This is a genomic window from Allofrancisella heilbronnii, from assembly GCF_000710735.2.
GTDB classification, from domain to species: Bacteria; Pseudomonadota; Gammaproteobacteria; order Francisellales; family Francisellaceae; genus Francisella; species Francisella frigidaquae.
Genome location: NZ_CP144673.1, coordinates 1444540 through 1460616 on the forward strand (window position 1 = coordinate 1444540; position 16077 = coordinate 1460616).

The following is a 16077-nucleotide window of genomic DNA, read 5'->3' on the forward strand; positions in this document are numbered from 1 at the left end:
GACTTACTTAAGTCCTGATTGGTATAGTTTACTGTATAATCCATTATTTTCCAAAAGTTCTTGATGCTTACCACTTTCAACAACTTTACCCCTATCCATAACTATGATTTTATCAGCGTTTTCAACTGTACTTAACCTATGTGCTATCACTATAGTTGTACGTGAAGTAGTCAGGTTCTCAAGAGCTTGCTGAACTACTCTTTCAGATTCATTATCCAAAGCACTTGTAGCTTCATCAAATATAAGTATTGGAGCATCTTTTAATAATGCTCTAGCTATAGATAATCTCTGGCGTTGTCCTCCTGAGAGCTTAGATCCATTATTACCTATACCAGTATGTATACCTTCTGGCAAAGTTTCTACAAACTCATAAGCATTAGCTTTTTTTAAAGCATCTATAACTTCTTGTTCTGTCACATCTTTATCTGTACCAAATGCCACATTATTATAAACAGTATCATCAAATAGATGTACATTTTGTGAAACTAATGATAAATGAGAACGTAGGTTTTTTAACGTTAAATCACGACTATCAACATCATCAACATAAACAACTCCATTATGTTGTGTATAAAACCTTGATATAACACTAGTAAGTGTAGTTTTTCCACTACCAGATCTACCAACAAAAGCTACTGTTTCACCTGCTTTAATGTCTACGCTTACACCGTCTAACACTTTTTGATCACCAAATGAAAAACTTAAATCCTTAATACTAACGTTGCCTTTAACCTTCGTTAGTTCTTTACTTCCAGTCTCTTTTTCACTTGGATAATCAAGTATATAAAAAATATCTTCTGTAGCTGCTACAGCTTTTTGAATAACAACATTTACTTTAGTTAAGTTTTTAATAGGCTTTAATATAGCCGCAGCTGCTGCAAAAAATGAAGCAAATGAGCCAGCTGTTAACCATGAAGCTCCACTTTCATTAGTGCCAAAGATTGCTATAGTAAATAAAGAAAGAGCCAAAACTAATGATGCAATAATTTGTATAACAGGAGAAGTCAGAGCATCCAAAGCTATAGTTCTAATTTGTTGTGAATATGTGTAATCTAAATTTTTAAAAAATTTATTTTCTTGCTTTTTTTCTGCTCCAAAAATTCTTATCTCTTTATAATTTCTAAGTGTCTCTTCTGCAGTATGAGTGACATCCCCCATTGATGACTGAGTATTTCTACTTAGAGTTCTAAATTTTTTATTTATCACTGTTATAAATAAACCCAAAAAAGGGCCAACTATAATCAAAAATAAAGATAATTGCCAACTTGAAACTACCATCACTATTATCAAGCCAATTACAAAAGTACCATCTTGAACCACAGTAATAACTGCTGTAGAGGTAGCTTCTGTTACTTGATCAACATTGTATAATAATCTAGATATAATTTGCCCTATGGAATGCTTATCAAAAAAACTTGCAGGTAGGTTTGTAAATCTTTTATATATATCTTTTCTAAACTTATATACAACCTTTTGCCCTAAGGAGCCTATGAAATACTGTGAAATAAAAGAGCCTATAGATCTTAACCCCAGCAGTCCTACCATACCCAAACCCATCAACATTAATATTTGACCACTTTGCTTAGTAATATCTCCATCAGGCCCAAAGCCATAGTTTAAAATAGGATTTATCAAATAAATCATCGCAGCATCAGCTGCTGAAAAAAAGATACTACCAATCGCGGCAAGCACTAAAAAATACCATAGGTGACTTACTTGCTTAAGTAACCTTTTATAAAGTGCTGTCACCTTTTCTTTATTTGCGTTGCCTGAAAGATTACTAGAGGAACCTTTTAACTCTATTTTATCTATTAAATTTGCCATATAACCGCTAAAAAGGTACAAAAGCACCGAAAAACCTAAATACATAAATCAACATTATACACTTTTTTCTGTTAACATAAACAGACAAATAACCTTAGCTTTAGCTCGATGAAAACTTATCTAGTAGGTGGTGCTGTTAGAGATATGTTACTTGGATTAATTCCAAAAGATAAAGATTGGGTAGTTGTCGGTGCCACTCCAGAAAAAATGCAGGAACTAGGATTTAAAAAAGTTGCATCAAGCTTTCCAGTTTTCATCCACCCCATAACAAAACAAGAATATGCTCTAGCTAGGACCGAACGTAAAATTTCTAAAGGCTATCACGGTTTTAAGCCAGAATTTTCTATAACTACAACTTTAGAAGAGGACCTAAAACGACGTGACTTAACCATTAACTCAATAGCTTTAGACGAAAATAATAATATCATTGACCCTTTTAATGGCCAGCAAGATATAAAAAATAAAATTCTCAGACATACTTCAGAGGCCTTCTGTGAAGATCCGCTTAGAGTGGTTAGACTAGCTAGATTTAAAACACAATTATGTGAATTTAACTTTCAAATAGCAGATGAAACAAAAAAGGTGGTCAATAACATATTAGAGTCTGACGAGCTTCTACATATAGCAAAAGCACGTCTGTATATGGAGTTTATAAAATCACTAAAAAATCCTCGGGTTTTTTTTGAGTCACTAAATGAATTAAAATCTTTAGAAATACTCTTTCCTAGTATTCATAAACAATTAAACTTAATACCTTCCGGAAACTTTTTTCACCATAATCTATACAGGTTAGCAACTACTGATATAAAAATAGCTTTAACTTTCTTTAACATAGATCCAAATCTATTAAACAGCTTTAGAAAAGAATTATTCTTAACGAATAATCAATATAAATTAATAGTGGCTGTCAATAACATCCACACCATACTTAAATCTAAAGAAAAAAATGATCCAAAAAAAATCTTATCGCTATTAAAAAATGCAAACCTGTTAAGAGATAAGTGTCTATTTAGCAAAACCATGAAAGCATACTTACGTTTAACAAAAATTTTGTATCAAGGCGAAAATATACATAAGCCAATAACTAAACTTAAGCTACTTAAAAAATTAGTTTCAGATATAAATAAATTAGATATTAAATGCTTAGTGAACTCGACACCGACAAATTTACTCAAACCAAGAGTTTATCAACTACATTTAGATATTGTCAAAAACTATATTTTTTATGATACAATAATTTAATGTTTGAACCAAAAAATAATATATTTTATTGAATTCAAAAATGAAAAGGTGTGATAATTTAATATTCCCAATTAATACTTTAGTTTGTGCGCTAGCTATCATAACTACTGTATTTACAATTATAGTACTAAATTGGAAGCCATGCCCTATGTGTTTGCTACAGCAACTTAGTGTAATTACAGTAGCAATCTTTAGTATTCTAGGGTGGGTTAAAAAAAAGCTCGTTATTTTTTCTTTGATAATTAGAATTATTATTTTCGCAGTTATTATCGCGGGGCTTTATGTAGCTGCATATCAAACATATATTCAGTATTTTTCAATAAATGCATCAACATATGACAGCTCATGTGGTATGTTAGATAATACTCTGATCATCCAAGCTACAAAAGCTTTTACAGGTGCTGTAGAAAATTGTTCTGATATTTCCGAAGAAATTTCTGGTATCAGCTTAGCAGTTTATAGCTTAATGTTCTTTACAAGTTTATTAATCATAAATGCAATTTCTTTTTTTATGATTCTTTTTAAAAAGGTAGAAAAATAGATGTTAGATTACAAAAAAATTCTGTCCAATACAAAACAGAAAATTCATGCTAGTAAAAAAAATTATTTAGCTTTTACTATAGCGACTTTAGTACTAGCCTGGCTAGCCTTGGGAAACATTGGTGTTTCAATAGCCATTGTATACTTTATATTTCAATTAGGATTTATAAAGAAACAATTTTCAAGACTAAAGGATAAAAAAGTTGCATCTATTGCTGTTGTAGTTGGAGCAGCTTTAATATTTGGAGGAATATTTAGCTTTACAAGCTTTGTACAAAGCTTAATCAAACATGGGATGGCATCATATGTGCCTCAACCAGTAGCTGTAACTTCATCTGTAGTTGAAGAAACACAATGGAAGCAAATAATTAATACTATTGGTGAAGCCCAAGCTGTTCAATCTACCGAAATATCATCTCAATCAGGTGGTATTGTCAGCGAAATACATTTTAAAAGTGGCCAAGAAGTGAAAAAAGGAGATCTACTTTTTAAGCTTGACACAAGTCAATTAAAAGCAAATTTAGAAGAAGCTCTTGCAAAACTAAAACTTGCCAAATTAACTAAAGATAGATATGATCAACTAGCTGAACAAAAAGCAACTTCTAAAGAAACTGCTGATAAAGCTGATGCTGATTATTTATCTAATATAGCACAAGTACAAAATATTGAATCCCAAATAGCTTTCAAAGTAGTCAGAGCACCTTTTGATGGTAAGATAGGTATTAGAAATATAAGCTTAGGTCAGTATTTTAATAATGGGGATAGCGCAGCTACATTGACAAAAATAAATCCTATATTTATAACCTTCCCAGTACCACAAAACAAAGTCAGTCTAATTAGCGTTGGTCAAGAAATAAGCTTCTACTCAGACTCTTTTCCAGGAGAAACTTTTAAAGCAAAAATTACTGCCATGAACTCATTTATTAACCAAACGAACAGATCAATCATGGTTCAAGCTACTTACGATAATCCTGATCGTAAGATTTTCCCAGGCATGTTTTTAACAGTCCATGTAAACTTACCACCAAAGGAAAACTCCATAGTTATACCAAGAAATGCTGTTTCTTATAGTCTATATGGTGAATCTGTATATACTTTAAAGCCCGCACTTAACCCAGATGGTAAACCCCAAAAAGCCTCTTATACATCAACTGCTAATGGGAGCATGGAAACTGTAAATACAGATAAAATCTTATATAAAGTAGGCCAAGTAAACATCCAAGTTCTAGACACCAGAAATAACTTAGCTCTAGTATCTGGACTCAAAGCTGGCACTACGATAGTTACATCTGGGCAAAACAAAGTTCGTAAAGGTACCAACGCTGTAATAAATAATGATGTAAAAATAGACAATAACATCTACGACGAAGGGATACAGTAATGAAACTTATTGATATCTTCATCAGAAAACCAGTCTTATCACTTTCAATAAGCTTTATGATTATCGTTGTCGGTATTGGCTCTTTTTTCACATTACAGATTAGACAATATCCATATATAGATAGTGCAACAATAACCATAACAACCAGTTATCCAGGAGCTAACCCATCTACAATCCAAGCGTTTGTAACTAGGCCCCTTGAATCATCTGTTGGCACCTCAAAAGGTATCGACTACATGACTTCTGAGTCTGCTTTAGGTACTAGTAGTATTACTGTATACGTTAAACTTGGGTATAATTCCAACGATGTACTATCAGAAGTAGTCCAGAACGTCAATGCTGTATTAAATAGGCTTCCTCAAGATGCCTATTCTCCTTCGATTAAATTAAATCCAGCTGATAATTTCCCCTCTTTGATACTTGCTTTTACCAGTAAGTCTATGAATACATCTGAGATATCAGCTTATGTAAACTCTGAACTAAAACCTAAACTACTAGCTCAGGGGGGGTTAACAGATGTTAACATTTGGGGGTTTAAACCATACGCTATGCGTATATACCCAAATAAAGAACATATGGCAGAATATGCAATAACTCCAACTGAGCTAGCAACAGCAGTTGGATCCAATAGCTTAGTTTCTGCTGGCGGACAAATTCAAGGACCATACCTAAATTATACTCTTAATCCTGAAACAAGCATGTCATCCTCTCAAGAATATGAAAACCTGATTATAAAAAAATCTGGTGATCAAATAATCAGATTAAAAGATGTCGCTAAAGTAGAACTTGGTGCACAGGATTATAATTCATCTGTAACTTTTGATAATAAAAATGCTGTTTTGGCTGGCGCTGTAGTTTCTCCGGAAGAGAATCCTCTTACAGTAGTAAGTAAACTCGTTGATCAGCTGCCAAGTATAAAAGCAAGCTTACCAAATGGTTTAGATGTTGATATTGCCTACAATAGCACTCTTTATATAGAAAGCTCTATTGATGAAGTTATACATACTTTAATAGAAGCTGTAATTATTGTATCAATTGTGATGTTTTTATTTTTAGGTTCACTTAGAGCTATTATTGTACCGATTATTGCTATTCCGTTATCTATCATAGGAGCTTTTTTCTTTATGAAGATTATGGGATTTTCAATAAACTTGCTGACCTTATTAGCTATGATTCTCGCTATTGGTCTAGTAGTTGATGATGCTATTGTAGTACTTGAAAATATTTATAGACACATCGAAGAAGGTATGGAACCTTTCGCTGCATCTATTAAAGGGGCTCGTGAGATAGCTAATCCTGTAATATTAATGACATTAACCTTAGTGGTTGTGTACGCCCCTATTGGGATGATGGGTGGATTTACAGGTCAGCTATTTACAGAGTTTGCCTATTCTCTTGCCGGTTCAGTTTTAATATCTGGGCTTGTTGCTTATACACTTTCTCCTATGATGTGCTCAAAAGTACTTAACCGTGAAATGATGAGCTCAAAACTGGTGGTCTTTATAGATAGATTTTTTAGTAAATTAACAGCTAAATATAAAGCTCTTTTAGAATTTATATTAGAAATTAAGCCAGCAATAGCTATAGTTGGTATAATAGTCCTTGCTAGTTGTTTTATTATGATTAGAGGTGTTAAATCAGAGCTAGCTCCTAATGAAGACCAAGGTTTTTTAGGTATAATGGGTACAACTCCCTCATCAGCCAACATTAACTATTTAGAAACGTTTAGTAAACCACTTGAAAAAGTATTAGATGAAACCCCTGGTAAAGAAAATGTCTTTATACTAAATGGTGTTATGGGTTCAAATGTAATATTTGGTGGCTTTATAATGAAACCATGGGATGATCGTACCATTTCTCAGGGTAAAGTTGCAAATATAGTCCAATCAAAAGTTACCGATCTTCCTGGTATTCAAACTTATACATACCAAACACCTTCTCTTCCAGGGATACCACGTGGAGCTCCTATGTCATTAGTTATTCAAAGCATCAATGATTATGAAGCTATAAATGAAGTGACAAATAACCTAATTAGTAAGATGATGAAAAGTGGTTTGTTTGTATTTGCTCAAAGTGACCTTAAATTTGATAACCCTGTCATAGATATCGATATAGATCGTGAAAAAGCTGGTATGCTTGGCATTACTATGTCAGATATCGCTAGAACTCTTAGTTATTCATATGCTGGAGGCTACATCAATTACTTCTTTTTAAAAGGTTATAGTTTCCAGGTAATTCCACAGTTAGCCCGTAATGAAATGCTCACCCAAGAGCAACTAAGCAATATTTATATCCGTTCAGATGCTACTGATAATCTGTTTAACTCTGAGTTACCATTATCAGCTTTACTTAGTTTCCATACAGAAGGCCAACCTCTTACATTAAATACGTTCCAACAGCTCAACTCTGCAACAATTTCTGCTGTTATGTCACCTGGAGTAACTCAAGGCCAAGCTATAGACTATGTTGAGAAGTTAGCAAAAAGTGAACTTACTGAAGGGTTCGCTTACAACTTCTCAGGATCTGCACGTCAATATATTGAAAATGGTAACACTATGATGGTTGCTTTTGGTTTTGCTATTATTCTTATATTCTTAGCTTTATCAGCTCAGTTTGAGAGCTTTAGAGATTCATTAGTAATCCTTGTAACCATACCAATGGCAATATCTGGAGCACTAATTCCCTTATACCTAGGGCAATATTTAGGAGCTGGTTGGGCTTCATTAAATATATATACACAACTAGGTTTAGTAACACTAATAGGACTGATCTCAAAACAAGGGATCATGGTAGTTGAGTTTGCTAACCACTTACAAAAAGTAGATGGTCTTAACAAATATGATGCGATTGTGAAATCATCATCCCAACGTCTTAGACCAATACTTATGACTGTATCAGCAATGGTTGTAGGTGTTATACCACTTGTAACCTCTTCAGGAGCTGGTGCAATTAGTAGAAACTGTATAGGTGTTGTTATTTCTAGTGGGCTAGTGATAGGAGCAATGTTCTCATTATTCGTTTTACCTGTGGTGTACATGTACATAGCCGAAGATAAAACTCTTGCTGTTAAAAAAGAAAAAGAACAACAAAAAATTATCGATAATCTATCTAATGAGCACCATTAGAACTTCTACAATTTAACCTGAAACTGAAACTCCTTTATTTCGCAATTGTTCTATAGTTCTTTCGAAATCGACTTCATTTAAACAATGTTTTGCCAAAGAATTTTTATCAAAAAAAGTATTTTGGAAACTATGATCCGGATGTGCAAATTCCTTTTCAGGATACCCATAATTCTTATATCTTTCATCCTTACCTAAATTACCACATATCCTCTCAATCCACTTTCCCACTTCTGTATACATTTCCCAAACATGCGGGTTTTTTTGTTTACTTTTATCCATTTTAATGCCAGTTTGATCTGGATCTAGGTTTGTTAGATACCATCTATCTTGTAGAAATCCTTTTCCAGAATGGTTATCTGTAGTGACATTTATATCACCTATAATAGTTTTATATACTTTATATACTCTTATAGATGTTGTTCTTGGATTATAAAAGACAATATCCCTGAGGTATACCCCTGATCTAGATAGTGGATTGCGAGAATCAAATTCTTTTTTAGATACGACCTTATGACCAACGATTTCATCATCATATTGATTAATTTTATTTTGCTGCCTTTGATAGTAATCATAACTTTGATGTTTCTCCAATCCGTACATAATTATATGTTCGAAACTCATACCACCTACATGAAGACACCCCGAAGCTAAATCACGGCATACCGAATCAGGGTCATTTCTATGGTAAAATCTATTTGCGCTTCCTATTGTACCTTCACGCTTTTGTACAGCCTGCCTTTTAGATTCTTCATAGAAATTTTTTAATTTATTTATTTCACCTTCTTTAAATTGCTCGCCAAGTGTACCTGGTCTATTTATTATCATAAATTTAGGGTAAAATTTTTCTGGTAGATTGAAAGCTGCCATTGCTGCTCTCTGTAAACATTTATCGTAATCAATTACACCAGGGACACCAATATTATTTTCGTTTATAAAAAACTTATCGTATCTTGGTTTAAACTTTTCATCTCCATGGTATATATTAGAAGAATGTAAACTTTGAACTTCATAAATGACGCACTGTTCTTTATTTGCACTGTAATCTATAACAAAGCTATACTCAAAGTCTTTTTGTGGTATGAATTGAATAGGTTCTATTTTCTCATTCACAGCTTTATTATCAAATCGCATACCAGACAAATCTTTTGAATAAGGTTGAAATTGTGCTTTATCACCTATTCCAATAGTTATTCCACCAACAAACTGTTGTTCTTGATACTTCTCAGCATCCTGTTGTTCTTGATACCATTTTTCTTTCAAGCCACGAAACGTTGGTGTACCACAATCCTCTTGATCGCTGAACAAATTTAAAACGGATGATGTTTTTTGAGTACTTATTTGTTGGTATATTTGTTCATTTTTATTATCAATAATTTTTAACGCATACGGCTCTAGTGCATTTTCCACAGTACGCTGTCCAAGGACACAACACATTGTTCTAGTGTTAGATATATAATGTCTAAGACCATCGTAGCCGAGATCTAATATTAATAGAGTTATATCTATACTTCCAGGCTTAAAATGTAAAGTTATTTTACGTCTTTTATTGTTAATTTCTTCTGTTAAATACCAAGCATGTCTATGTTTAGATACACTTTCTTTCCATTCATTGTCACTTGGGTTTAAACTAAAAACGTTAAAATATCTATTTCCTAAGACACTAGCTATATTTACTTTCTCAAGATTTAAGTTTTTGATTTTTTTTATTTGCAATAAAACACTATACATTCTAAATGACTATTAATTTCTTTACTTTCATCGTGGCACATTAAACAGGTAATTAATTTAAATTCACCTACATTAACTTACTACCCTTTCCATTACTGACTCTATAAGTATATAGGTTTTAAATTAAATTATAACTATCAAAATTTGATACTACCTATTAAATTCAAATAGCTTCTCATCTCCAACCTTTTTGCCAGTATAGAAATAAGTAGCATACTTGATCAATTTATTTCTGATACATTAGTATTTCACTAGTAATTCAATGAGTTATTTAATTTCAAAAACTATATTTAATCACATCCGATACTATTAATATTTTTTGTTCATAAACCCTAAAAAAGTAGTTAAATTAAATATTGCTAATCTATAAAATAAAGGCTACTATACGTGTTTGTTACTTAATATATAACTTATCTTTATGCATAACGAATCACATTTACCAAATCAGAAACTTTTAATTATTATGGCTTGGATCATCTGTCTAATTGCTACTCTAAACTATAGCTATGATTTCTTTATTAGAGCTGCCCCTGGAGTAATGTCGCATAGCTTAGCAGATGCTTTTAATATCAACAGTGCAAAAATAGGTTGGTTGTCTTCAGCTTATTTTATTTCGTATACTTTAATGCAAATTCCAGCAGGAGTTATAATAGATAAATATAATCGCAAGACTGTAATAGGTGTGGCTACTGGTCTATGCGTGTTAGGTAATTATTTATTTTCTGCTACAAACTATTATGAGATTGCCTTCACAGGTAGAATACTAATGGGGATTGGTTCAGCATTTGGATTTATTGGTGCTGCTAAAATGGCTGCTATGTGGTTACCTCAAAGATTTTTCTCAACGTTTATTAGTTTTACAACAATTGTAGGAATTCTAGGAGGCTTAGTAACTGACACTGTATTATCTTCTTTAGTAAATAATTTTGGGTGGAAACAAGGTAATAATGTATTTACCTACTTTGGAGTAGTACTCTTTATATTAATAATTATTTTTATAAAAGATAACCCTAAACATGTACAAAAGTTTTCTCACATTAATGAAAGTAGCTTCAAACAAGCTACTTTGAGGTTACTAAGCATCTTGACTAACGTCAGATTTTGGGTTGCTAGTACAGTAGGGGCTACTATGTTTATGCCTATAAATGTTTTAGGCTCACTTTGGGGAGTTAGTTTTATCCAAACAAAATTGAATGTACCCGAAGTCATAGCCTCTCATATTAATAGTTTTTTATTTATAGGTGCAGCGGTCGGATTTGGTATCTTTGGAATAATTGCAGCTTATACTAATCGTTTTAGACTAATGATTATTATTAGTCTTTCAAGCTTAGCTATTCTTACAAGTATATTAATGTATATACCTCTTGATAGGAATACCTTTATACTCTTATATTTTTTATTAGGCGCTATGATTGGTCCTCAAGCAATTACTTTCACTATAGCTAAAGTTATATCACCACCAGGGGCTTCCGGGTCAAGCACAGCGTGTGTAAATATAGTTAACAACCTCATACCTATAGTACTATTACCAACAATAGGCTATATTCTATCAAGACATGGATCTATGATATCAGGCTCAAACCTTTATGATATTACAAGCTACCAACATGCTTTTATTACTATCTTAATACCTACAATAATATGTCTACCAGTAGCTATGTTTCTACCCAAGAGAATTAAAATTTAAATTGTCATAAGGTCATCAGGATAAGGATTTAAATAACTTTGTTTATTCAAATAAGGCAATTCGAGTTCCAATAAATACATCTTAATGATACTTACTGGAACATCCCAAGCTACTTTACTATCTTTGTACTTATTAAGAATTTCTTGTAAATATTGGCGTTGCGATTTCGAAATTTTTTTATTTATTTCTCTTAAGACATTCTGTAAAGCCATATAATGAGCTCCTCTTCCTACAGGCTTATCCATAGCTTGCATAAAAAATTCTATATACTTACTCTTAAGCGTCTGTAGATTTAAGCTTTGTGAGTAATCCGATAACATATTGCCTAACTCTTTTTTTAACTTATTGTTATATAAACGTAACAAAACTTTATGTTTTGAATGATACTCCATCATTTGTGCTATATTTTCACAATTCATAAAAGTAGTTTTAAGATCATAGTAACAAAATACCTTTCTCAAGAAGTGATCACGTAACGTTTTATCTGTAAGTCTACCATCATCTTCTAAAGGTAGTAATGGATCATATTCTCGTAACGCTTTAACAAATATACCGTCTGCTTTAGTTCCAGTATAATTATGCTGCGCGTCAAAAACTCTTGCTGTTTGAACTCCACAGCTAGGAGACTTTGTTCGCAGAATAAATCCATAAACAGTATCCAGTTTAGAGATTATTTGCTCAATGCCTGAATTAATTTTATCAGTCATATCATCATGCATTTTACTAGTTTTTACAGCTAAAAAATTTTTTGTGGCATCTTCGACTAGAAATAAAGTAGGTCGGGGAACACCTAAACCTGCTGCAATCTCTGGACAGACTACTTTATAATCAAAATAGTTTGCATAAACGCCTGTTATGTATGATTTATGACAATTACCACCATTAAAACGAACATTATTACCAATTAAACAACTACTAACACCTATAGGGATTTTTTTCATTTAAAGCTCGATTGTAAAAAACATTTTACCTCTAATTATAAGATAAACCCTATTTTTTTCAATTAGCTCTAAAATACCATTACAAAACACTCTCTGGGTGTGCCATACAGAAAGTAAAGGTAAATAAAATGTAAAACGCCATAAATACCAGAGAATCTTTAGAACACAAATAAGGGTAAATTTATAAAAGAGTATTTTTTCAAAGCGCTGACTTAGCCTTATCACGGCACATGAATCAACTGTTACCGTTGCTTCCTTCCGGACCTGGCGGGGTTCACAATCTATCATTGCGTGGAAACCAAGTCAGCAGGCTACATATTACTAGAGATAAATTTAAATTACAAGTTCTCATTGCAAATTCCATTATTGCTCATAAATTGGTATTATTTAGCAAAGTGAATTTTTAAATAAATGTTAAACAAATGATCATCGTAATTTCCCCTGCAAAGAGCCAAAACTTTGAGTCAAAAAAAGCAAATTATAATTTTACGCAACCAGAATTTAAGCAAGAAACCAAAGAGTTGATAAATAAGCTCAAACACTATGAAATTGAAGAAATTGAAAAGTTAATGAAAATAAGCCCTAAATTGGCACAAGAAGTTTTTGATAAGCATAACAGTTTTGAACCAACTAACTTCGATAGCACAAACTCAAAAGCTGCTGTATTTACTTTTAATGGTGATGTTTATAAAGGTTTAAATGCTGAAACTTTAGATGAAAAAACTATCAACTATGCTCAAGAGCATTTACTAATGTTATCTGGTTTGTACGGACTCTTACGCCCTCTTGATCTAATGCAAGCATATAGATTAGAAATGGGTACAAAAATCAAAATAGACAATAAGATACTATACAAATACTGGCAGAATAAGATAACTACTCAGTTAAATAGGCTTTTTGAAAACCAAGAAAATAAAACTTTAGTAAACTTAGCTTCTAATGAGTATTCTCAAGCTATTGATAAAAAGCTTTTAAAGGCTAACTGGCTAGATATAGACTTTAAGGAAAATAAAAATGGCTCTTACAAAACCATAGGCATATACGCAAAAAAAGCTCGTGGCTTAATGGCTAGATTTATCCTTGAAAATAGAGTCAAGAATATCCAAGATATTAAAAATTTTAAGGTTGAGGGCTACCAATATAATCCTGAATTTTCCCACAGTAACCTTTTTTGTTTTGCTAGATAGTTATGAAAATCAAAATTTTATCACTAGGTGAAAAACCACCTAAGTGGGTAACAGATGGTTTTGAAGAGTACAAAAAACGCCTTAGTAAAGCCATCCCTGTTGAACTTATAGAATTACCTATAGCAAAGCGTACTAAAACTGGTAACCCTACTCTATGGTTAGAGCAGGAGGCAAAGACTATACTAAACCGGCTTAGTGACAATGACTATCTAGTTATATTAGATGTTCAATCTAAGCTAATATCTACTGAGGAATTAGCTAACAAAATGCAAAATTGGAAACTTAACAACCCAAATATTGTAATTTTGATTGGAGGACCAGATGGTATTGATCAAAGCATTAAAAACTTAGCTAAAGATAAAATTTCTATTTCAAAAATGACTTTTCCACATCCTATAGTTAGGATAATAATAGCAGAGCAAATATATAGGGCACACACTATTTTAGAAGGACACCCGTATCATAAATAACAAGAATATTATTAAAATCTAACAAGTTCAAAACCATTTATTCTCTAGCTTTTCTAAAGCTCATATTATAAAATGTTTCCGTCTTTAAGAGGAGATATAACAACAAATCAAAGGAATAAAATATGCGCTTAAAAATGAAAGTAATTTCTACCTTAACTTTAGCTTTGATAAATACTGCAGCGTTTGCTAACTGTAGTACTGAAGAAGTTAACACAGGTTGGACAGCTAGTATCAAATTTAGTTGTGATAGAGATACTGACTTAGTTAAAAACCCTATTAGCTTTAAACTAACTAATGGAGTAAAAGTAAATAGCGTTTGGAACCTAGGTAATACTGACCTAGAGACTAATGGTAGTTCTGTATCTATAACTTCGAAGGATTGGAGTGGTAACCCAACGATTCTAAAAAAAGGAAAATCTGCTACTATACAATTTTCTCCTAGTGCTCCTGATTTTAGTGTTCAAGATTTTAAAGCTGGTTTAGCGGATCCTGTTGATCCTGTTGATCCTGTTGATCCTGTTGATCCTGGTTCAGAATACCCACAATATTCGGAAGCTACTACATACAAAAGTGGAGATATAGTTAAAAAAGATGGAAAACTTTATCGTTGTAAAGACGGAGTAGCAGCTTGGTGTTCAGGAGCAGCTTGGGCTTATGCTCCAGGTACAGGAAGTGCTTGGTATATGGCTTGGGAAGATTATGACCCTAGCAACCCTGTTGATCCAGTTGATCCAGTTGATCCAGTTGATCCAGTTGATCCAAGTAATGAATATGTAACTACCCAAGCAGAACTAGATGCAAAAGAAGCTGAATTAACTAGTGATCCATTGATGACTGAAATTAAAAACTCGATCCGAACTAGAGATAATAATATTGTCGAAGCAGTTAAAGCTAAAGATCCTAGCAACCCAGAAAACGTAAAAAGAGTTGAGAGTATAATTTCTGAAAAAGATTGGGATTACATATTTCCTAAACGATCACCAGAGTATACTTACGAAAACTTTTTAAAAGCTGTTGCTAAATTTCCAGCTTTCTGTGGAAGTTATGATGATGGTAGGAATGCTGATGCCATCTGTCGTAAGTCACTAGCTACTATGTTTGCTCATTTTACTCAAGAAACTGGTGGTCACACAATACACTGGGAAGTTCCAGAATGGCGTCAAGGTCTAGTTCATGTCCGTGAAATGGGTTGGGATGAAAACATGCGTGGTGGCTATAATGGTGAATGTAACCCTGATACTTGGCAAGGAAAAACTTGGCCTTGTGGAAAGTTTGAAAATGGTGATTTCAAGTCATATTTCGGTAGAGGCGCGAAACAGTTAAGTTATAACTATAACTATGGTCCTTTCTCAGAAGCTATGTATGGTGATGTAAGAGTGTTATTAGACAATCCAGAATTAGTTGCAGATACATGGTTAAACCTAGCTTCTGCTGTGTTTTTCTTTGTATACCCGCAACCTCCAAAACCTTCTATGCTACACGTAATTGATGGCACATGGAAACCAAACGCTGCTGATAAGACTAACGGATTAACCCCAGGATTTGGTGTTACAACCCAAATTATCAATGGTGGTGTAGAATGTGGTGGCAGCGTAGAGGTTGCTCAATCTATGAACCGTATCAACTACTATGAGAATTTTGCTAAATACCTAGGTGTAGAAATACCAGCAGATGAAGTATTAGGTTGTAAACTAATGAAACAATTTGATGCTGCAGGCGCTGGTGCTACTAGCATCTACTGGGAAGAGGACTATAGTTGGGTAGCTAAAAATCCTGAAGGTAAATCTTATGCATGTAAACTAGTGGGTTACCAAACACCATTCTCAGCTTTCAAAGCTGGTGACTACACTAACTGTGTTAAGCATTTCTTTCCAGATATAATTATTAAAAAATAATCTTAAATAACTATTTCTCATTAAGATCAATTTCTGCTTTTGCTCAAAGCCAAAGCT

General features: G+C 32.9%; 11 protein-coding genes and 1 other RNA gene. 8 read left to right on the plus strand and 4 right to left on the minus strand.

All coding sequences use genetic code 11. The features are described 5' to 3' along the window. Nucleotides 1-3 precede the first annotated feature (3 nt). The gene (gene msbA, locus FRA_RS06765; protein ID WP_035720223.1) at nt 4-1824 is read right to left on the minus strand and encodes a lipid A export permease/ATP-binding protein MsbA; all 1821 of its coding nucleotides are present in this window, start codon (nt 1822-1824) and stop codon (nt 4-6) included. Between the two features lie 108 nt (nt 1825-1932). Here msbA and FRA_RS06770 point away from each other — a divergent pair, with 108 nt between their 5' ends. From FRA_RS06770 to FRA_RS06785, 4 genes are read left to right on the plus strand one after another with little or no spacing between them, the layout of a single operon-like run. Further along, nucleotides 1933-3066, plus strand: a complete 1134-nt coding sequence (locus tag FRA_RS06770) for a tRNA CCA-pyrophosphorylase (RefSeq protein ID WP_035720185.1) — start codon at nt 1933-1935, stop codon at nt 3064-3066. Nucleotides 3067-3106: 40 nt separating this feature from the next. Then, the gene (locus FRA_RS06775; RefSeq protein ID WP_035720186.1) at nt 3107-3607 is read left to right on the plus strand and encodes a disulfide bond formation protein B; all 501 of its coding nucleotides are present in this window, start codon (nt 3107-3109) and stop codon (nt 3605-3607) included. Next, the gene (locus FRA_RS06780) at nt 3608-4987 is read left to right on the plus strand and encodes an efflux RND transporter periplasmic adaptor subunit (protein WP_035720188.1); all 1380 of its coding nucleotides are present in this window, start codon (nt 3608-3610) and stop codon (nt 4985-4987) included. Further along, a complete protein-coding gene (locus tag FRA_RS06785; protein WP_035720190.1) occupies nt 4987-8112 on the plus strand; it encodes an efflux RND transporter permease subunit in 3126 nt (1041 codons plus the stop codon). The genes FRA_RS06780 and FRA_RS06785 overlap by 1 nt, the downstream gene beginning before the upstream one ends. A gap of 12 nt (nt 8113-8124) precedes the next feature. Here the strand turns inward: FRA_RS06785 and FRA_RS06790 are convergent, their stop codons facing one another. Continuing rightward, nucleotides 8125-9840, minus strand: coding sequence for a hypothetical protein (locus FRA_RS06790; RefSeq protein WP_035720192.1), 1716 nt, complete (start codon nt 9838-9840; stop codon nt 8125-8127). Between the two features lie 418 nt (nt 9841-10258). On the opposite strand from FRA_RS06790, the gene FRA_RS06795 reads away from it, so the two are divergent. Continuing rightward, nucleotides 10259-11527, plus strand: a complete 1269-nt coding sequence (locus tag FRA_RS06795; RefSeq protein ID WP_035720194.1) for an MFS transporter — start codon at nt 10259-10261, stop codon at nt 11525-11527. On the opposite strand, the gene FRA_RS06800 is transcribed toward FRA_RS06795, so the two are convergent. Together FRA_RS06800 and ffs are read right to left on the minus strand one after the other, a co-directional pair. Beyond that, nucleotides 11524-12468: a YbgA family protein gene (locus FRA_RS06800; protein ID WP_035720196.1), complete on the minus strand. Its 945-nt coding sequence runs from the start codon at nt 12466-12468 to the stop codon at nt 11524-11526. The genes FRA_RS06795 and FRA_RS06800 overlap by 4 nt on opposite strands. A 207-nt stretch (nt 12469-12675) precedes the next feature. Further along, nucleotides 12676-12772: signal recognition particle sRNA small type (gene ffs / locus FRA_RS06805), an RNA gene on the minus strand. Nucleotides 12773-12890: 118 nt separating this feature from the next. Between ffs and yaaA the strand changes: the two genes are divergently transcribed. From yaaA to FRA_RS06820, 3 genes are all read left to right on the plus strand, one after another. After that, the gene (gene yaaA / locus FRA_RS06810; RefSeq protein WP_035720198.1) at nt 12891-13655 is read left to right on the plus strand and encodes a peroxide stress protein YaaA; all 765 of its coding nucleotides are present in this window, start codon (nt 12891-12893) and stop codon (nt 13653-13655) included. 2 nt (nt 13656-13657) lie between these two features. Continuing rightward, on the plus strand, nt 13658-14125 hold the full coding sequence (gene rlmH, locus FRA_RS06815; protein ID WP_035720200.1) for a 23S rRNA (pseudouridine(1915)-N(3))-methyltransferase RlmH: 468 nt from the start codon (nt 13658-13660) through the stop codon (nt 14123-14125). Nucleotides 14126-14247: 122 nt separating this feature from the next. Beyond that, a complete protein-coding gene (locus FRA_RS06820) occupies nt 14248-16020 on the plus strand; it encodes a glycoside hydrolase family 19 protein (RefSeq protein WP_035720201.1) in 1773 nt (590 codons plus the stop codon). Nucleotides 16021-16077 lie beyond the last annotated feature (57 nt).